The organism is Exiguobacterium sp. HSB13 (genome assembly GCF_056764755.1).
Map to the genome: position 1 here is coordinate 1,465,268 of NZ_JBUZOM010000001.1, position 19,743 is coordinate 1,485,010.

The following is a 19,743-nucleotide window of genomic DNA, read 5'->3' on the forward strand; positions in this document are numbered from 1 at the left end:
CTACTCTTTTAATCGTTCAGACGCCTTAGCGTCGCGTTGAAAGACGAGTTGTGCATCTTGGATTTCTACTTTCAGCTGGCTCATCTCCGCATCAAGCAAAAATGCTGCCTCTGCTGCACGACGCAGACGCTCACGCGTCTCTTCCGGAATATTTCCTTGGTACTTATAATTCAACGAGTGTTCAATCGTTGCCCAGAAGTTCATCGCAAGCGTTCGAATTTGAATCTCGACTAACGTCGGCACTTCACCTTCGATCGTCTGTACCGGATAGGCAATGATGACGTGATACGATCGATAGCCGCTATCCTTTTTTTGCGTAATATAGTTCCGTTCTTCGACGATTTTAAAATCTCCGCGCGAGCGCAGCAACTCAAGGACATGAATGATATCATCGACGAATTGACACATGATACGTAATCCGGCGATATCCTGCATGTCTTGTTCTAATGACTCACGCGCAATTGCTTTTCGTTCCGCTTTTTGAAGAATGCTCTTTACAGGTTTGACCCGTCCTGTGACAAATTCAATCGGTGAATGTTCTCCCCGTTGCTGAAATTGTTTACGAATCGCTTTTAGCTTAACTTTCAACTCATCGACCGCGATTTGATACGGTGCAAGAAATAAATCCCAATTTTCTTTTGTCATCTGATTTGTCACCACTTTTAATCGAATAGTATTGGTTCACTGCCTGTTCCTACCTCATTCATGTTATCATATTTTCAGACATTCAACTAGAAAGGCGTGATTCCGATTAGACAAGAATTGGAAATCGAATTTAAGAACTTATTGTCTGAACAAGAATATCTATCACTATTTACCCATTATGCATCAACTAAACAACCCATTTGGCAAGCAAATGATTATTTTGATACACCAGATTTTGAACTTCGTAAAAAAGGTGCTGCATTACGGATTCGTGAAAAAAAACAGGGACTCGTACTGACTTTAAAACAACCTCATGAAAAGGGGTTGCTTGAGACACATGTCACGTTATCATCAACTGAAGCAGAAGATTTATTCAAATACGGTCTAATTCATTCCGAAGAGATGAACAATCAGCTAAAGTCATTTGATTTACAGGGATCTTTAGAACATTTAGGTCGATTAGAGACAGAACGAATCGAAACCGTGCTTCCGCAAGGATTGCTTGTCCTTGATAAAAGTCGCTATCTCGGACATACCGATTATGAGTTAGAGTTTGAGGTCAGTAACTTCGAACAAGGGCAAAAGGATTTCGAGCGACTTCTTTCAGAACACGACATTCCAAAGCGCAAAACAAAAAACAAAATCGTTCGCTTCATGGAACGTAAAGCGCTTTCTTGATTTTTCGTGTAAGAATGAACAAGCAAAACCTTTGCTCTTTCTTTTTTTTCGTTGCTAAAATAGGGTAACGATAACAACAGGAAGGGGTGAACGGATGGAACACGCACAATGTAACGGATCTTATTGTTCATTGGACGAACCATCGATTCAACAACCGACGAAACCTCTGGAAATTTATCATTTTCTAGATGTGACACAAACGGATGGTTTACGGTTGATACCCGTCCTCAAGAAGTTAGAACTAGAATATGGTCATCTGTTCCGTCTTCGGACGATTGCAACGATTCCATGTGCTCCATCACGATCCGCATGTGACATGTCACCACTCGTCATTCTAAAAGCAATTGAGCTTCAAGGAAAAACGTTTGGTATGCGATTCATGCGACGCCTTCGAATGCTTCATAACGTCGAAGGAGAAAGTGCTTATAGTCGGCCATCATTGATGCGGCTAGCAGAAGCATTAACGGAGTATGGTTTGGATTTAGATGAGTTCCATCGTGATGTCTCGTCGGATACGATTCAGCAAATGCTCGAGAAAGAAACCGAACTAGTCACCGAATGGGATGTTCGGATTCTTCCAACACTCGCTTTCGTCGGAGACGAAGAAGCGATCAAAGCAGAAGGACCTTATGAGTATTTGGTGTATGTCTCGATCTTAAGTGAATTGCTAGATCATACGATCGAAAAACAACCGAAGCCACCACTCGAACAATTCTTGAGACGGTATGAAACAGCAACAACGGCTGAAATCGCCTTTATTTATGACGCTCCTGAATCCCAGATTGAACATGAATTAAAAAAACTAGTCTTGCAACAAAAATGTGCTTCTCTATCGTACTGTGATGGAAAAGTATGGCGTCATTTAAAAGATTCGGCACATGCATGATAAAAACAATAAAAAGGACAGTGAAGCGTGCTTCACTGTCCTTTTTATGTTCAATCATAGACAAAAGAAAAAGTCCCTCCTGACGAGAAGGACTTTTCTTTTGACCACTGGATGGGGGAAAAAGAGAATCGACTGGGGAATGTGACCCTCTTCACAATATAAGTATATCGTGGACCTCTCCTCTTTTCCACTCTTTGTTCATTTTGTCACAAAGATGTCACTCTGCTAACAAAGCTTCAAATTCATCTAGGACACGTTCAAATTGTCGAAGTGCTGCTTCAACTGGTGCTTTTGTTGTCATATCAACACCCGCAGCTTTTAACACTTCGATTGGATAATCACTTGATCCCGCTTTTAAGAAATTGTTAATGTATCGCTCTACAGCAGGTTGTCCTTCTTCTAGAATCTGATCCGTCAAGGCAGCAGCAGCAGAAATGCCCGTTGCATACTGATAGACATAATAATTGTAATAGAAGTGTGGAATCCGAGCCCATTCTAGACCGATTTCTTCATCTAATACAATTTCTTCTCCGAAGTATTTTTGATTCAACGCATAGTACGTTGACGTTAGGAATTCCGGTGTCAGCGATTGTCCAAGACGAGCCGCATCATGGATTGCATGTTCGAACTCGGCAAACATCGTTTGTCGGAACAATGTTCCGCGGAATGTTTCGAGTTGATTGTTCAATAGATAGAGTTTTTCTTTACGATCCGTCACTTTTTTCAATAGATAGTCGTTCAATAATGCTTCATTCGTCGTTGAGGCGACTTCTGCGACGAAGATTGAATAGTCACCATATGGATATGGTTGAGATTTCCGCGTGTAATAACTATGGACAGAATGTCCGAATTCATGTGCGAGTGTAAAGAGGTTGTTGATGTTGTCTTGCCAGTTCATCAAAATGAACGGCTGTGTATCATAAGCACCAGAAGAGTAAGCTCCACTCCGTTTACCACGCGTCTCCCGGACATCAACCCAACGTTCAGACAATCCTTCTTCGAGGATATGCTTGTACTCTGCTCCGAGCGGTGCAAGCCCTTCAACCATCAATTGTTTCACTTCCTCGTAAGAGACTTTCATCTCCACCTCAGAAACGAGTGGTGTGTACATATCATACACGTGTAGTTCATCGAGTCCGAGCACCCGCTTACGCAGGGCGACGTAACGATGGAGCAGTGGTAAATGCTCATGTACCGCTTCAACTAATCCATCATAGACGGACTCAGGAATCGCATTACCGTGTAAAGCTGCTGCGCGTGCCGATGGGAACTTCCGGACATCCGCATAGAAGTTGTCTTTCTTAACTGACCCAGCAAGTGTCGAGGCGAGTGTATTGGTGTATTTCGCATATGTTCCGTACATCGCTTTAAATGCTGCTTCACGGACCGAACGATCAGATGATTCAAGGAATGTGATGAAGCGACCATGTGTCAACTCTGTCTCTTCTCCGTCTTCCCCTTTGATTTTCGGGAATGTCAGATCTGCGTTGTTCAACATACCGAACGTCGTACCGGATTGACCGAGTACTTCTCCTGCCTTCGCAAGAATCGCTTCTTCTGCTTCCGTCAGGACGTGTTCACGCTCTTGATTCAATTCATCAAATGCGTGACGATACATCGCAAGATCTGGATTCTCATTAAGATACGTCTCAATCGTTGACTCAGGTACAGCTAATAGTTCTGGTGTCATGAAAGCAAGTGTTGCTCCGATTTGCGACGCGAGCGTCCGAGCACGGTCATTCATAGCTTGGTAGAAGCTGTCTGCTGTATTTTCGTCATAACGCATGTGCGCGTATGTATAAAGCTTATAAAGGCGTCTTGAAACTTCGTCGCGTAACTGTAACCCTTCATAGAGTGTTTCTGCACTCTGTCCAAGACGACCCTTATACTCGACGAGTAATGGAAGCATCGCTTTCACCGATTCGAATTCTTCTTCCCACGATTCGTTCGTTGCGTAAATCGACTCTAGATTCCATGTTTCTGTAACGTCAACATCTTGACGTGTTAATACTTCTGCCATTTCCCTCACTCCTTTAATTCAGTTATACCTGTTTTCTTTTCGACAAACAATCGAAGTGCTCCTGCTAAAACAGCTTATTCGCCTCCTCAATCCGCTCCATCCATTCCCTGACAAGAGCATCAATCAACTCTCTTTCAATTGATAGATTCAAATGCTGAAGCAGTTGATTTATGGCATGTTCCAGACGGATCGAAGTATATCTTCCTTTTAGCTCTAAAAAGACGACGATTTGAAATTCAAAGGGATGAACGGGTAGAAATAATAAACGTGTGATGGGAAGAAAGACAAAAGAGGGAAGATTTTGTAGATGGAAACCTGCTTGATACAGTGGAACCTTTAGGAGGCGTGGAGGTAATGAAGGATAAAAAGGACGTCGACGATAGCGATGAACGATTCCTTGCCATCGAGCGATTGAAAATTTCCGAGGAAATGATGAAGGCTCTATCGAGAGAAAATCAGATAACGAAATCGATTGAACCGTACAATAGACATGATGTTTCGCAAAAGGAACCGGATGTCGAAATCTCCGGATTTGATTCTCAACGATTAGATCCAAATAATCATTTTGTAAAAATGCTTGTCGCATCCAACCTTGCAATCGTAACGTGACACCCTGTGAAGGATGAAATCCGATCCACCGAACTGTTTGTTCTTGTTTCGCATCAAGTATGGCTCGTCTCATCCATTCCTCTGCCGACATTGGAGAACGTTGAATTTCAATTCCAAGTTCCCTTTCTGGTATCCACAGGTCAAAACGTCTCTCTCCAGTCACCCATTCAATTTCGACTTGGATACCTGCGTTTATTAAAGAATCGGCAATACGCTTTTTCCAGGACATATGCACACTACTTTCTCCTGAACAAGCTGAGATATGCGCAAAATGTGGTCGTCGTCCTTGCCTGACGCGCAAGGGCTTCAGGCAATACGGACAACGTAAGGACATCGCTTTTAATTCATGGATGGAAAATCTGTGAATCATGATGCGTTTACCAGAAGCATCAATGGCTTCAAACATCTGAATCGTCCCCTTTTGCTAGAGTAACGGTGAGAATAAACGTGAAATTGATTCAATCAATCGACGGCGTAATGGACGCCGATGAAACAGATCAGCATCAACTTGTGTTGAATGGCTAAAATCTTCATAAAAATCACGTGTCAGTTCATGAACAGAGTTTGTTCCGTATAAAAAAGCATTCACTTCGAAATTCAAATGAAAACTACGTAAATCCATGTTCGCTGTCCCAATCGTTGCGATGGCGTCATCGACGACGATGACTTTCGAGTGCATGAACCCTTTGTTGTACTCGTAGATTTTCACACCAGCTTGTAGCAAATCATCAAAGTATGAACGGCTCGCATAAAACACGATTTTATGATCTGGGAAACTCGGTAGTAGAATACGGACATCAATCCCTGCCATAGCAGCTGTCTTCAGCGCTGTCATGAGATCTTCGTCCGGTATCAAATACGGGGAAGCAATATAGACCGATTCACGCGCTTCCGTGATGAGCCCGAAGTAAAGTGATTTCATTGCCTCATGTGGCTCATCAGGTCCGCTTGCAATGATTTGAACGCCTCCTGTTGCTTCTTCAACGTACTCAAGTGGCTCCATATAAAACGGGGTAAACAGCCGTTCACCGGTCATGTAATACCAGTCTTGCAAAAAAATCAATTGGAGTTCAGAGACAGCCTCTCCTCTTACAAGAAGGTGAGTATCACGCCAGAAACCAAAATGTTGATCACGACCGATATACTCGTCGCCAATGTTGATTCCGCCTGTAAAAGCAACCGTTCCATCGATGACGACGATTTTCCGATGATTCCGGTAGTTCGATTTACTCGAAATAAACGGTAAGACGACGGGGAAAAACGCACGAACCTCAATACCAGCCGCCTGCATCTTCTTGAAATAATGTTTATCCGTCGAAAAACATCCGACAGCATCATAAAGAAAGCGGACCTCGATTCCTTGCTTGGCCTTTTCAATCAACGCTTCCTGTAACTGAAGCGCAAGTTGATCATCGCGTACGATATAGTACTCCAAATGAATATGATGCTGTGCTTGACGAATCTCTTCTAAAAGAATCGGAAACTTTTCCTGACCATTCGTCAAGATCCTTGTATGTGTATTATACGAAATCGGAAGGCGACTGATTGAATCGATAAGTGTCACAACTTTTCCATAATGTCCTTCTTGGAACACTGATTGGTGTACCCCTGCCTTAAACTGGGTACGATATTTAATGTAAGACTCTTCATCAAGCATTGCCTTCAGTCGAAACATTCGTTTTCGACGGTAATTCTGACCAAATGTGAAATACACGAATACGCCAACGACAGGCAATGCCATCATGACGAGTGCCCAGACGAGCGTTCGTTCTGGGTTCCGATTTTCAAGTAAAATGATGACGAACACGCTCATGACGACCAAGATGATGACGATGGACAGCCAACCTACCATATAGACACTCCAATAGTAGGATAAAAAGGCAATCAAGCCGATGGTCAAGATGAGGGTCATGAGAAGTTGTACACGTCGTAGCATGAATCCCCCTCCTTTTTTATGTAGATCGTACAAATCGTATTTTAACTGATGACAGAAAGGAAGCGTTTAAATGGGTACGTATATCATTACTGGTGCAACAAGTGGAATTGGTGAGGCAACTTCCCTTCAACTCATTCGGGAGGGACATACCGTCCTTGCGATTGGTCGCAATGAAGAAAAGGGATCCTCGCTTGAATCAAACGGAGAAGGACGTTTATATTTCTTCCCTGTCGACTTAGCTGATTCCTCTGCAATCGATGCGTTCTTTGAAGAAACACAAGAAGATTTCCCAGAAATCGATGGTATTTTCAACAATGCAGGTACTTTCGGGAAACCCGTTGCACCTGAACGTGTCTCCGATCAACAAAAAGAAGTGTTCCAAGTGAACTATCACGCGCCCGAACGAATCATCCAGCTTGCGACGAAACGCTTCTCAAAGGGTGCTTCTATCGTCAATAATAGTGCCATCGTAGGTCACGTTAAGTTTCCAGCAATGCTACTGCCTTATGCATCGTCTAAAAGTGCTTTACTGACGCTAACAAAGACATACGCCGCCCGATTCCATGGTAAGTACCGATTTAATGCTATTTGCCCGGGACCAGTCGATACAGCGCTCAGTCATGCGTTATATGGCGGGAAAGATAAATTTGATCTCGCAATGAAACATCACCTTCGAGGTGAACCTGCACAACCTTCTGAAATCGCTGAGGTCGTTTGTTTCTTACTATCAAACAAAGCGAGTTACATCAACGGTCAAGCGCTCATCGTAGATGGAGGCTACACCCTCACTTAATACCAGAACAAAAGGAGGTATCACGATATGTGATCCTCCTTTTCCTCGCACTTTTTCTGACCTTAGTTCGGAAAATGTTTCCGAATGAACGGAAAGACATCTGAAGCAATGATCTGTTTCCCGTATTCAGCGACAGGATGTATCGTTTGCTCGCTGAACTGGAGATACTCTGCGATTAAACTCATGACGTTTTCTTGCGCCTCTACGCTCACATCATCTTCGAAATGAACATGCAGTAAATAGAGTCCATCTTTTTGGTAAAGCGCTGTTTCAAGTTCTGCGAATACAGGAGCATTCGCATATTGACTGAGCGCGATGATATGTTCAAAATCGCGAGTTTCAAATAAAACATCTTGGCTTAACTCTGTATCTTTATCTTCTGTCTCAGACATCGCTGATCGTAAAAGTGAATCGAGTTCGTCTTCATCGACTTGCTCACCATCAACTGCATTTTTCGCGATCGTTACAGTGACTTCAAGACCTTTTTCAAATGCTTGCACTTGTATCCACAGTGGACCTTCGAAGGAGATGGACTCTTTTTCATTCGCTTCGTCCATCATCTGCCAGAATAACTGTTCTCCCCGTTCCCGGTTATACCAAATCTCATCTCGGGCAAAACCACGGCGTTCGATGTCGGTGTACGTGATGAAGAACTTGACCGTATTGTCATTGACGCGTTCGATTTTCAAACTGTCCACTCCTTTCTTCTCGTTCCTTATCTAGAATACGAACGAGGACATGACTTGGATTCATAGTTTTGAATCCGAAGGATATATTTCTATTCCTTTGTTATCTTTATTTTAACCTTTTTTATCGGTAACAAAAAGCACACTGCTCACGAAGCAGCGTGCTTTTGAAAATTACTCGTTTACAAGACGCTGTGCTTCCAAAAGTTGGAACGTACGCACCTTGCGCGGTAAGAATCGACGGATTTCATCCTCGTTGTATCCAACTTGAAGGCGTTTTTCATCAATCAAGATTGGGCGACGCAATAATCCCGGATATTCTTGAATCAAATCGTATAGGTGCTGCAACGATAAGTTTTCAACGGAAACATCGAGTTTCGAGAAGACTTTTGAACGTGTTGAGATAATCTCGTCCGTTCCATCTTCCGTCATACGAAGAATCTGTTTGATTTCATCGAGCGATAATGGTTCTGAAAAAATATTGCGTTCAACGAACGGGATTTCATGTTCTTCAAGCCACGCGCGTGCTTTCCGACAAGAAGTACAACTTGGTGAAGTATAGAGTGTTACCATTGAAAAACATCCTCCCCCTGATTTAACATCATTCAATATCTATGTGAATAAGCAAATATTGATGATGGTTCTATTACTTGACAGTTTACATCTAATAAAGCAGAAAACCTAGCTTTTTTATAAAGATGAAAGAACTTTTCGTAAAAAAGCTTGTTAAAGCCACCACGTGGCTTTAACAAGCTGGCGTGTGATCAAATGGCTGAGAAATCGTCTCTTTTGCTTTAGGAAGTTTCATTTCTTTCAGTTTTTTCTCTAAAATATCCCGCAAAAGGCGCTTCTTCAGCTTTTTCTTCTTGTCACGTTCTTTCATATTCCGACACCCCAATCGGCCCGAAACAGAACTAACAACCTACGAAAGCGAAATAATCATCTTCTACATTAGTAAGTATACCACGTAAACTAAAAATCTATTCCTACTTTAAGCAATTAAATATGTGAGATTGTCGATTGAGAAATGAAAAACAGTTGCAATTTCTTTCAATTTTCTGTAGAGTGTATAGAAATATCAACGCTCAGAAAGGAGTTTTTCATTCATGGCATTAACACTCGTCACGATTCTCGATCATCCGATCGCTCAAAAATATTTATCTCGTTCTGGCTTGAATCATGCGATTTCAGTCGCGGAGCGCGCACTGACTCTTGCTACGAAACGCGGCTTAGATGCTGACACTGCTACGAAGGCAGCACTCTTACATGATATCGGTCATTACGAATGGTATACCGATGGCACTTGGAACTATGATTTATATCGCCAAAATGATATTCATGCCATTAAAGGAGCTGAACGTGCTCACAAACTTCTAATTCGCCTTGGTGAAGAACCAGCACGTGCAAAAGAAATTGCTCTCGCCGTTCTGTTGCATACCGATTCTTATCTTCCACCAGGTGCGATCAATCGAACACCTTTACAACAACTCGTTCATGATGCGGATACGCTGGAAGAACAGCCGGGCGGACTCCATCATTACGAAAAAATTGACTTTGAAGAAGCCATGCGTCGTCTGGATGCAATCGATGCAGTCGTTCATCGATTTGCTCATCTACCGCGTATCGCATCAGAAAATTAAAAGGCATTTCCACGATCAACGTGGAAATGCCTTTTTGCTTTAACGATTATACGAGTTGCGCTTGATACGCTTCAAGTTCTGCATCCGTCATCGAAACGAAGTGACCTGGCTCGATTTCACGAAGTGGTGGAATACTCGAATCTTCATCCGATTTACCAACCGGTCCACTCGTCGGACGATCGAAGATGATCCGTTTACGTGTCCGCTCGTGCTCTGGATCCGGAAGCGGAATTGCAGATAGAAGTGACTTCGTATACGCGTGAACTGGATTCTCATACAGACGATCCGCATCACACAATTCAACGAGGTGACCCTGATACATAACACCAATCCGGTCTGAGATATACTTGACCATCGATAAATCGTGGGCGATAAACAAGTATGTCAAACTGCGATCACGTTGCAGTTTTTTCATCAAGTTGACGACTTGGGCTTGAATCGATACGTCGAGTGCTGAAATCGGCTCATCCGCAATGATGAAGTCCGGCTCTACAGCAAGTGCGCGTGCGATACCAATCCGTTGACGCTGACCACCTGAGAACTCGTGCGGGTAACGACTCGCATGTTCTTTTGTCAAACCAACCGTCTCAAGCAAATCATACACACGGTTATTGCGCTCTTCTTTTGAGTTTGCTAAACCGTGAATATCGATTCCTTCAGCGATGATATCGCCAACCGTCATCCGTGGATTTAACGATGCATACGGATCTTGGAAGATCATTTGCATTGCACGGTTGAATTTCAATTTGTCTTTACGTGACTTCTTACCATGAACATTTTCACCTTTGAAGATGACTTCGCCGTCTGTCGCTTCGTATAAACCAATAATCGAGCGACCAGTCGTAGACTTACCACAGCCTGACTCTCCAACGAGACCTAGTACTTCGCCTTCGTAGATATCAAATGAAAGTCCATCAACCGCTTTGACGACGCGTCCACGTCCAATATTGAAATGTTGCTTCAAGTTTTTTACTTCAAGTAATTTATTACGGTTTTCCATTATTTCAGACCGCCTTTCAGAAGCGATTTTGAGAACACGCTGTCCGGACGGTATTTTAACGCCAAGTCACGGATTGCAGCTGGTGGTTCGACATATGGAGCTTGTGGATGTAGCAACCACGTCGCCGCTTCGTGTGTATCTGAGATTTTGAAGAAAGGTGGTTCTTTCTCGAAATCAATCTTCATCGCGTATTTGTTACGCGGTGCAAACGCATCACCGACTGGTGGATGCATCAAGTTCGGTGGAGTTCCTGGAATCGCAGGAAGATCTTGTGAACGGTCATCAGATGGACGTGGCATTGAACCTAGTAGTCCCCAAGTGTATGGATGACGCGGCTCATAGAAGATCTCATCTACTGTACCTTTTTCAATCAATTTACCAGCATACATGACGGCTACACGGTCAGCCATGTTCGCTACGACACCTAAGTCGTGCGTAATAAAGATGATTGCTGTACCCGTTTTTTGCTGAATGTCTTTCAATAACTCGAGAATCTGAGCTTGAATCGTAACATCGAGTGCAGTCGTCGGCTCATCGGCAATCAACACTTTCGGATTACATGCAAGCGCGATTGCGATGACGATCCGTTGACGCATCCCACCCGATAATTGGTGCGGATATTGTTTCAGACGCGCTTCTGGATTCGGAATTCCTACGAGTGTCAAAAGTTCGAGTGTACGCTTTTTCGCTGCGTCACCTGTTAAGCCTTGGTGACGTTTTAGACCTTCAGCGATTTGTTTATAAATCGTCATCGTCGGGTTAAGTGATGTCATCGGATCTTGGAAAATCATTGCGATATCACGACCGCGGACTTTTTGCATTTCTTTATCGGAAAGCTTAACGAGATCGCGACCTTCAAATAAGATTTCACCTTGTGTGATTTCACCTGGTGGGTTTGGGATCAAACGCATGATCGCTTTTGAAGTAACCGATTTACCAGAACCAGACTCACCAACGATTGCGAGTGTCTCGCCTTTTTTCAAATCAAACGATACACCGCGGACGGCTTGTACCGTCCCGGCATACGTATGGAAAGCGACATTCAGGTCGCGAACAGATAAAATAGTTTCCATTGTGAATGAGCTCCTCTCTAGTTTCCGTTAGCGTCGTAAACGTGGGTCGAACGCATCACGCAGTCCATCTGCCAACATATTGAAGCTGACCATGAGGAGTACGATGACCGTCGATGGAACAACGAGCAAGAATGGGAACGTTTTGAGTTCTTTGTACCCTTCGTTGATCAATGTACCGAGTGACGGTTGTGGTGGTGCAAGTCCTAAACCGATGAAGCTTAAGAACGCTTCGAAGAAGATCGCACTTGGAATCGTGAACATAAGCGAGATAATGATTGTTCCCAAGGTATTTGGAATCAAATGCTTGAAGATTAATCGTGCGCTAGAAGCACCAAGTGTCCGTGCTGCAAGAACGAATTCTTGGTTCTTTAGTTTCAGGATTTGACCACGAACAAGTCGGCTCATCCCGATCCAGCCGGTAATCGTCATCGCAAGGATGATCGTCGTGATCCCTGGTTCAAGAATCAAGATGAACAAGATGATCAAGATCAAGTTCGGTACACCTGTTAAAATTTCTGCAATCCGTTGCATGATGTTATCGACACGCCCACCGTAGTAAGCAGAAATCCCGCCGTATGTGACACCAACGAGAACGTCGATGAGTGCTGCCATCAAACCGATGAATAGCGAAATCTTCGTTCCTTCCCAAACACGTGACCAAAGATCACGACCAAGGTGGTCCGTTCCGAACCAGAAGTTCTCCGTCACCTGTTTTTGTTTATAAAAATCAATCGGCGTATCACCAAGTGTCGCCATACCGTCAAAACCAGCCCACTCTAAACCAGTAACTTTAGGTGGAAGTTTAGCTTGCGTGATTGTTTGGGTATAAGGGTCATTACCAGACAACGCAGGTCCGACCAATGACATGATCGCGATGATGATGATGACAGCAAGAGAAAGAATCGCTGCTTTGTTCTTGCGTAGACGCATCCAAGCATCTTGCCAGAAGTTTAAGCTTTTACCAGCAAGGCGTTCCCCTGCTTGTTCATTGAACTCAACGTGTTGGAACAGCGATGAATCAAACTGTTCTGCTTTTGCATTTGAATTTTGTTCAGCCATTATTTGTTACCCCCCAAACGGATCCGTGGATCAACGACACCGTACAGCAAATCGACGATCAAAATCATGAGAATGAAGACTGCTGAGAAGAACAACGTCGTACCCATGATGACTGTGTAGTCATTTTGTGTGATTGATGATACGAAGAGTTCACCAAGACCAGGTACAGAGAAAATCCGCTCAATGACGAGTGTTCCTGTAATCAATGCAGCTGTCATTGGTCCAAGAATCGTGATCGCCGGAATCAAGGCGTTCCGAACCATGTGTTTCCAAGTAATCGACTGACCATCTAGGCCTTTTGCTTTAGCTAACGTGACATAATCCTGGTTCGTAACTTCTAGCATCTCTGTCCGGACGAATCGAGCAATTGAGGCTGTGACCCCAAGTGATAACGATATAGTCGGCAAGATGGTATGCGCCGGGCTTTCCCAGAACGCGACTGGCAAAACGCCCCATTTCACGCCAACGTAGTATTGAAGGAGTGAGGCGAATACGAATGACGGTACCGAGATTCCGATAACCGATACGAACATCGCACCGTAATCGATCACTGTGTTGTGGCGAAGCGCTGCGACAACACCTAAGACGAGTCCTAATAATACTCCGAGTACTAGTGCTTGAACTCCTAATTGAGCCGATGGTCCAATTCGTTCAGAAATCAAATCCGTTACCGGACGGCTATCATATTTGAATGAAATACCGAGATCTCCTTGGAACAAGTTGACCATATACGCTGCATAGCGTTGTGGCAGTGGATCATTCAAGTTGTACTTATCCCGAAGGATATTCAACTGTTCAGGAGAAAGTTTCTCCTGGTTTTGGAACGGTGAACCTGGTAGCAGATCCATCAGGAAGAAAGTGAACGAAGCGATGAGTAAAAACGTCAGTACGCCGTAAACCAGGCGTTGAGCTAAATAACGGCCCATAAGATGGCACCCCCTATAAAGATTTTCTGTTTTTTTCGAAACATCAATAAAATCAGTATGACCCACAATTGTCGGAACATTCAAGAATTTTGTCATAAAAATTTAAAAATTCTTTTTTTATTGTGCTTTGATTTGATGTTCGCTTGAATGTTTTTCTAATTTCATCCAATAGTCAGAATTTTTCGTTTGATTCCATTATACTTTGCTAACAAAGTAATTAGAACTACTTTTTTACGAAACTTTCACATTTTCGCTAAAAATGAGTTTCCATTCATAAAAAGTAGTATAAAACAGGAGCGTGCCCGAACTGATCAGGGGACGCTCCCATTCTCGATTACTTAATATCAACGTATTTGTATTGGAAATCTGCTCCGAATACTTGACGGTTGAAATCTTTGACCGTCGGACGGCTCAAGTATGCAGAACCAGCTTGATAGATTGGCGCGATTGCTTGATCTTTCTCAATCAATTGTGCTTCCGCTTGTTTGAAGAGATCAAGACGTTTCGTTAAATCAGACTCTTCATTCGCTGCGTTCAACAATTTATCATAGGCTGCAGACTTATATTTGACGTCGTTTTGGCTATTTGTTGATTCGAAGATTGACAGGTTAGACATTGGATCTTGATAATCTGGACCCCAAAGTGAGTAAGAAAGTTGGTAGTCGCCTTTTGATTCAAGGTCGAGTTTGTTCTTGAACGGTTGTTGTTTGATTGAAACAGTAACGTTCGGAAGATTTTTCTCGATTTGACCTTTCATGTACTCACTGATCTTCTTCGCATCCTCATTGTCGAATGAAAGAAGTTCAATCGTCGTCTTTTTATCGCCGTTTGCTTTTTTCCAAAGATCTGCTGCTTCTTTTCCATCACGATCGAACCAGTTGATGTCACTTGTGTAGTCTTTACCAGACGCATCTTTGATGAATTCTTTTGGAATGAAGCTTGTTGTTGGAATCGAACCGTTCGCAAGAAGCGTATCCGTAATTCCTTTTGGATCGATTGCACGAGCGATCGCTTTACGTGCATCGACATTTTTCATCGTTGCATCTTCGTTATTGAATTTCAAATAAGCGATCGAAGAACGAAGCGCTGTTTTGAATTCAGGTTTCGATTTGTACGCTTCAACTTGTTCTGAAGTCAGACCTGCGTAATCGATATCGTTTGAATCATAAAGATTTACTACTGTTGAGTTATCTTTAACGACACTGATCGTAACTTCGTCGAGTTTGACAGCATCTTTATCCCAGTAGTTATCGTTTTTCTTCAGGACACGTTTTGAATCCGTTTTCCAAGATTCCCAAACGAAAGGACCGTTATAAAGTAATTTATCTGGTTTAAGCGAGAAGTCTTTTTCATTCTTTTTGTAGAAGTCTTCACTGATCGGTGTGTACGTACCGAATGATGTCAGTGAAAGGAAATACGGAGCTGGACGCTCAAGTTTTACTTCTAACGTTTTGTCGTCAAGTGCTTTAACACCGAGCTCGTCGACAGCTTTTTTACCTTGTGTGACATCAGCGCCGTTTTTTAACGTGTCAAAGATGTACGAGTAACTAGATGCTGTTTTCGGATCAGCAGCACGTTTCCAAGCAAATTCGAAATCTTGTGCTTTGACTGGTGAACCGTCTGACCATTTCGAGTCACGAAGTGTGAACGTATACGTCAAGTTGTCACTTGAGATATCTGTTTTTTCTGCAAGTGCTGGAATCGCTTTTCCGTCTTTATCGAGACGGTAAAGACCTTCCATCGTATTCCCGATCATGTTGAAAGCGACAGAATCCGTAGCTTTCGCTGGATCGACTGTCGTGATGTCAGAAGTGTCCGTTAAACGTAGATTTTTCTTTCCGTCTGTTGAACCTGAATCACTGTCTCCGCCACCTGTCGAACATCCAGCAAGCACTGCGCTTCCTGCAAGCATGACTGATAATGCGAGACCGACTGTTTTTTTCTTCATCGGTAAGTCATCTCCTTTTCAATTTCCAAGTTGCCATAATGCCTATGACATCAATAACGTCCCGTCGAAACTGCAATGTATTCCCCAAAATGCATTGACCTAGTTTCAAAAACTTAAACGAAGTGATAAATTGATTTTATGTGAGAATAGCATTAACGTCAAGTAAATAGTCACACTATTTGCTATTTTGCATCATTCGTTTGTTACCGATTCGTAACAGGATTAAAAATTTCGTATACTAAGGTTATCAATGCATTTAAGGGGGATTTTCATGCGATCGACCTATTTCCGACCGGTCATCATTGCGGTCATTCTAGTCTTACTTTATACGATATGGGCGACTATCACCGATTCGACGCACGGTATTTTATATCACCTATCCGGTGGATTATTCATTGGAGGCTTTTTGCTTATGGCAATCGGATTCTTTTCCAACATGTCGGCTAACGGCTTCTTCCGTGGCATGACAGCTGGATTTAAAAAACAACGGGAAGCGAAGCTTCGAGAGATTGATGGCGATTACTACGAAGATGATGACGAAGAGGAAGAAGTCCTCCGTAAAAAGCAAAACCGGGCTTCTGCCCGAACGAAACCCTATGTTTCTAGTGGTATTATCTTCATCATCGTATCGCTGATCATCTCTTACTTTTAATCGAAATCACCGTGACGTGCCTTCTATCGTATGGTAAACTTAAGTGAATTAAACAAGAAAACACGACGACAAAGAGTAGTAACTTAGGTACATCCCTTTCAGAGAGTCCATGGTGCTGGAAATGGACAGGTGATGCCTACGTGAATGGACTTTCGAGTGGCTGATTCGAATCAAGTAGAGTCAGATGGGTGTGCCCATTACAGCAAATTGAGCGGCTATGCGAATAGCAACTTGGGTGGCAACGCGATGAATCGTCCCTTGATTTTCAAGGGGCGTTTTTTATTTTGATTTTATTATTTGGAGGGATTTCATTATGAAAACGATTTTCTCAGGTATCAAACCAACGGGAACAGTAACACTTGGAAATTACTTAGGTGCCATGAAACACTTCGTTAACTTACAGGATGGTCATGATGCATATTATTGTGTCGTCGATTTGCACTCCATCACGGTCGACATTGATCGTGTCGAATTGATGAATAATACACGTGCACTCGCAGCTCTTTATATCGCAAGTGGTCTGAATCCAGAAAAATCAACAATCTTCGTTCAATCAGAAGTTAAAGCGCATGCGCAACTCGGCTGGATGTTGACGTGTCTTTCTGGAATGGGTGAACTAGAGCGTATGACACAGTATAAAGATAAATCGCAAGGGAAAGACCGAATCGGTGCTGGATTGTTTGTCTATCCGACACTCATGGCAGCTGATATCCTACTCTATGATGCGGAACTCGTTCCGGTCGGAGATGACCAAAAACAACATATTGAGTTAACGCGCGACTTGGCTCAACGTTTTAATAGTCGTTACTATGAGACGTTCACATTACCAGAACCAATCATCGCTGAATCAGGAGCTCGAATCATGAGCCTGACGACACCAGACAAAAAGATGTCAAAATCTGATCAGAATCCGAAAGGCTTCATCTCGATGCTTGACGCACCAGATGTCATTCGTAAAAAAGTAAAATCAGCCGTCACGGACTCCGAAGGAATCGTCAAATTCGATCGGGAAAATAAACCAGGTGTGTCGAATTTGCTTGAAATCTACTCCCTACTCGCTGGCATCTCGATTCCAGATCTCGAAACCAAATACGAAGGTTCGAACTACGGAACATTTAAAGCAGATGTCGCGGAAGCAATCATTTCAGAACTCGAACCGATTCAACAACGCTACTATGAGTTGATTGATTCAGAAGAACTCGATCAGATTCTCGACGCTGGACGAGATCGTGCTGAAGCCGTTGCTGCTAAAAAGCTCGCGAAAATCGAGAAGGCAATGGGCTTACAACGGAAGCGTGCTAAAGTAAAAAAATAAGTTCTACGCAAAAGAGATCGGAATGCTCCGGTCTTTTTTGATATTTCCAAACAAAAAAACTGCTTCCGATTTATTTCGGAAGCAGTTTTTATATTGCTTATTTTCCTTCGATTGAAGCCCATTTGTACGAGAAGTCTGCGCCGAAGTTATGCTCGACGACTCCTTTAACGTATGGTTTGACGAGGAATGCACGTCCACGCTGATAAACAGGTGAGATCGCTGCAGAGTCGAGAAGGATTTTCTCAGCTTCTTGCAATTCAGACCAACGTTTCGTTGCATCTGTTTGTGTTTGAGCATCTTTGATGAGTTTATCATACTCTTCATTTGACCACTTACCACGGTTGTATGGTCCGTCTGTCAAGAAGAGATCGAGGAACGTCATCGGATCTTGGTAGTCAGGTCCCCAGCCCGCGAGCGAGAATTGGAAGTCCCCTTTGTTTTCAAGATCAAGTTTGTTTTTGAATGGTTGTTGTTTGATTGTGACCTTCATACCTGGAAGGTTTTTCTCAAGTTCACCTTTCAAGAACTCACCGATTTTTTTCGAATCGTCGCTATCATAGTTCAAGAGTTCAAGATCAACCGATTTTTGACCGATTTCCTTTAAGCCCTCTTCCCAGAGTTTTTTCGCTTCGTCTGCATTGTATTCGTTGAATCCAGGATACTTATCACGGAAGTCTTTCCCGTCAGCATCCTTCGCGAAATCTTTTGGTACGAGATAGTTCGCTGGAAGTGATCCGTTTGCGAGGATAACATCCGTGATCCCTTTTTTATCGTAACCCATGTCGATTGCGCGACGGATTTTTTCGTTATCAAGCGCTTTTACCTTCGTGTTGAGGTAGAGGTAGAAGATTGTTGATTCACCTTTTGTTTTGAATTCTTTATTATCTTTGAACTGGGCAACGAACTCAGATGTTAAACCTGTGCGATCGATGTCACCTTTTTCGTAAAGGTTAACACCAGTTGCAACTTCTTTAACGACCTTAACGTTGATCGTTTTAAGTTTAACAGCATCTTTATCCCAGTAGTTATCGTTTTTGACCATTTTCCAGCCTTGCTCACGTGTCCACTCTGTTAATTTGAATGGTCCGTTATAGAGCGCTTTGTCTGCAGTCGAACCGAAGTCTTTTCCGATTTTCTTCGAGAGTTCTTCTGATTTCGGCATGAATGGACCGAATCCAGTGAGTCCGAGGAAGTAATCTGCAGGTGCTTTTAACTTAACTTCGAACGTTTTGTCGTCGATTGCTTTGACTCCGACAGCATCACGCTCGCCTTTTTTCGTGTTGTACTCTTCTGCACCTTCGATGTTGTAGAAGACGTATGCATACTGTGAAGCGTTCTCTGGATTAAGAACTTCTTTCCATGCATATTCAAAGTCTTTAGCTGTGATTGGAGTACCGTCAGACCATTTCGCATCACGTAATTTGAACGTGTACGTCTTTTTGTCTTCTGATACTTCATGACTCTCAGCGATACCTGGTGTTGGTTGCTGTTTGTCATCTAGACGGTAAAGACCTTCCATCGTGTTGTTCAACACGTTGAATGAAACCGAGTCTGTTGAAGTCGTCGGGTTAAGTGTCGGGATATCCGAACCTTCGATCAAGTTAAGTGTTTGATCACTAGACTTTTTGTCTGAACCTGTGTCGCCCGATTTGTCGCCTGAATCCGTTGTCGAACAAGCTGCGAGGAACGCACTTGATACGAGAGCTACCGATGTAGCTAAAGCAAAACTTTTCTTCTTCATGTTACGATGACCCCCCTAGGTTTCTAAAAAGTGATACTGTCAGGTTTTTGACCGAAAAAAAAAGAATTACTATATTCGAATCAAACCCTTCGTTACAAATAGTTTACAATGTTCTGATAATTTTGCAAACCTTTTA

Annotated in this window: 19 protein-coding genes and 1 other annotated feature; of the genes, 6 read left to right on the forward strand and 13 right to left on the reverse strand. The window is 43.0% G+C overall.

Annotated elements, in window-relative coordinates; all coding sequences use genetic code 11:
* Positions 1-645 carry a GTP diphosphokinase gene (gene yjbM, locus ACZGCQ_RS07935; RefSeq protein WP_035396676.1) on the reverse strand — a complete coding sequence of 215 codons (645 nt, stop codon included), beginning with the start codon at positions 643-645 and terminating at the stop codon, positions 1-3.
* Positions 646-762: 117 nt separating this feature from the next.
* Here yjbM and ACZGCQ_RS07940 point away from each other — a divergent pair, with 117 nt between their 5' ends.
* Together ACZGCQ_RS07940 and ACZGCQ_RS07945 are read left to right on the forward strand one after the other, a co-directional pair.
* Complete coding sequence (locus tag ACZGCQ_RS07940) at positions 763-1,323, forward strand: CYTH domain-containing protein (RefSeq protein WP_481265981.1); 561 nt, start codon at positions 763-765, stop codon at positions 1,321-1,323.
* Positions 1,324-1,417: 94 nt separating this feature from the next.
* Positions 1,418-2,209 (forward strand): DsbA family protein, encoded by a 792-nt coding sequence (locus ACZGCQ_RS07945; protein WP_050677567.1) that lies wholly within the window; start codon positions 1,418-1,420, stop codon positions 2,207-2,209.
* A 217-nt stretch (positions 2,210-2,426) separates the two neighbouring features.
* On the opposite strand, the gene pepF is transcribed toward ACZGCQ_RS07945, so the two are convergent.
* The 3 genes from pepF to cls all read right to left on the reverse strand — a co-directional run bounded on the left by pepF (position 2,427) and on the right by cls (position 6,774).
* Positions 2,427-4,229 (reverse strand): oligoendopeptidase F, encoded by a 1,803-nt coding sequence (pepF, locus tag ACZGCQ_RS07950; protein WP_481265982.1) that lies wholly within the window; start codon positions 4,227-4,229, stop codon positions 2,427-2,429.
* Between the two features lie 64 nt (positions 4,230-4,293).
* Positions 4,294-5,244 carry a competence protein CoiA family protein gene (locus ACZGCQ_RS07955; RefSeq protein ID WP_481265983.1) on the reverse strand — a complete coding sequence of 317 codons (951 nt, stop codon included), beginning with the start codon at positions 5,242-5,244 and terminating at the stop codon, positions 4,294-4,296.
* Positions 5,245-5,262: 18 nt separating this feature from the next.
* Positions 5,263-6,774, reverse strand: coding sequence for a cardiolipin synthase (gene cls / locus ACZGCQ_RS07960; protein ID WP_034786055.1), 1,512 nt, complete (start codon positions 6,772-6,774; stop codon positions 5,263-5,265).
* A 70-nt stretch (positions 6,775-6,844) separates the two neighbouring features.
* Between cls and ACZGCQ_RS07965 the strand changes: the two genes are divergently transcribed.
* Complete coding sequence (locus ACZGCQ_RS07965; RefSeq protein ID WP_047393679.1) at positions 6,845-7,567, forward strand: SDR family NAD(P)-dependent oxidoreductase; 723 nt, start codon at positions 6,845-6,847, stop codon at positions 7,565-7,567.
* Between the two features lie 62 nt (positions 7,568-7,629).
* Here the strand turns inward: ACZGCQ_RS07965 and mecA are convergent, their stop codons facing one another.
* From mecA to ACZGCQ_RS07980, 3 genes are all read right to left on the reverse strand, one after another.
* Positions 7,630-8,256 (reverse strand): adaptor protein MecA, encoded by a 627-nt coding sequence (mecA, locus tag ACZGCQ_RS07970; RefSeq protein WP_481265984.1) that lies wholly within the window; start codon positions 8,254-8,256, stop codon positions 7,630-7,632.
* A gap of 171 nt (positions 8,257-8,427) precedes the next feature.
* Positions 8,428-8,826 (reverse strand): transcriptional regulator SpxA, encoded by a 399-nt coding sequence (gene spxA / locus ACZGCQ_RS07975; protein ID WP_012370920.1) that lies wholly within the window; start codon positions 8,824-8,826, stop codon positions 8,428-8,430.
* Positions 8,827-8,998: 172 nt separating this feature from the next.
* Positions 8,999-9,136 (reverse strand): hypothetical protein, encoded by a 138-nt coding sequence (locus tag ACZGCQ_RS07980; RefSeq protein ID WP_023468890.1) that lies wholly within the window; start codon positions 9,134-9,136, stop codon positions 8,999-9,001.
* Positions 9,137-9,359: 223 nt separating this feature from the next.
* Here ACZGCQ_RS07980 and ACZGCQ_RS07985 point away from each other — a divergent pair, with 223 nt between their 5' ends.
* Positions 9,360-9,893: an HD domain-containing protein gene (locus ACZGCQ_RS07985; RefSeq protein ID WP_029342203.1), complete on the forward strand. Its 534-nt coding sequence runs from the start codon at positions 9,360-9,362 to the stop codon at positions 9,891-9,893.
* Positions 9,894-9,939: 46 nt separating this feature from the next.
* Here ACZGCQ_RS07985 and ACZGCQ_RS07990 read toward each other — a convergent pair whose 3' ends face one another.
* From ACZGCQ_RS07990 to ACZGCQ_RS08010, 5 genes are all read right to left on the reverse strand, one after another.
* The gene (locus tag ACZGCQ_RS07990) at positions 9,940-10,893 is read right to left on the reverse strand and encodes an ABC transporter ATP-binding protein (RefSeq protein ID WP_029342202.1); all 954 of its coding nucleotides are present in this window, start codon (positions 10,891-10,893) and stop codon (positions 9,940-9,942) included.
* Positions 10,893-11,966, reverse strand: a complete 1,074-nt coding sequence (locus ACZGCQ_RS07995; RefSeq protein WP_029342201.1) for an ABC transporter ATP-binding protein — start codon at positions 11,964-11,966, stop codon at positions 10,893-10,895. The genes ACZGCQ_RS07990 and ACZGCQ_RS07995 overlap by 1 nt, the downstream gene beginning before the upstream one ends.
* A gap of 27 nt (positions 11,967-11,993) precedes the next feature.
* Complete coding sequence (opp3C, locus tag ACZGCQ_RS08000; protein ID WP_029342200.1) at positions 11,994-13,025, reverse strand: oligopeptide ABC transporter permease; 1,032 nt, start codon at positions 13,023-13,025, stop codon at positions 11,994-11,996.
* On the reverse strand, positions 13,025-13,951 hold the full coding sequence (gene opp3b, locus ACZGCQ_RS08005; RefSeq protein ID WP_029342199.1) for an oligopeptide ABC transporter permease: 927 nt from the start codon (positions 13,949-13,951) through the stop codon (positions 13,025-13,027). The genes opp3C and opp3b overlap by 1 nt, the downstream gene beginning before the upstream one ends.
* Positions 13,952-14,285: 334 nt before the next feature.
* The gene (locus tag ACZGCQ_RS08010; RefSeq protein ID WP_029342198.1) at positions 14,286-15,899 is read right to left on the reverse strand and encodes a peptide ABC transporter substrate-binding protein; all 1,614 of its coding nucleotides are present in this window, start codon (positions 15,897-15,899) and stop codon (positions 14,286-14,288) included.
* Between the two features lie 271 nt (positions 15,900-16,170).
* Here ACZGCQ_RS08010 and ACZGCQ_RS08015 point away from each other — a divergent pair, with 271 nt between their 5' ends.
* Both ACZGCQ_RS08015 and trpS read left to right on the forward strand, forming a co-directional pair.
* Positions 16,171-16,551: a DUF3899 domain-containing protein gene (locus ACZGCQ_RS08015; protein WP_029342197.1), complete on the forward strand. Its 381-nt coding sequence runs from the start codon at positions 16,171-16,173 to the stop codon at positions 16,549-16,551.
* A gap of 56 nt (positions 16,552-16,607) precedes the next feature.
* Positions 16,608-16,813, forward strand: a binding site (T-box leader).
* 51 nt (positions 16,814-16,864) lie between these two features.
* A complete protein-coding gene (gene trpS / locus ACZGCQ_RS08020) occupies positions 16,865-17,866 on the forward strand; it encodes a tryptophan--tRNA ligase (RefSeq protein WP_029342196.1) in 1,002 nt (333 codons plus the stop codon).
* Positions 17,867-17,963: 97 nt separating this feature from the next.
* Here trpS and ACZGCQ_RS08025 read toward each other — a convergent pair whose 3' ends face one another.
* On the reverse strand, positions 17,964-19,607 hold the full coding sequence (locus tag ACZGCQ_RS08025; RefSeq protein ID WP_215147363.1) for a peptide ABC transporter substrate-binding protein: 1,644 nt from the start codon (positions 19,605-19,607) through the stop codon (positions 17,964-17,966).
* Positions 19,608-19,743 lie beyond the last annotated feature (136 nt).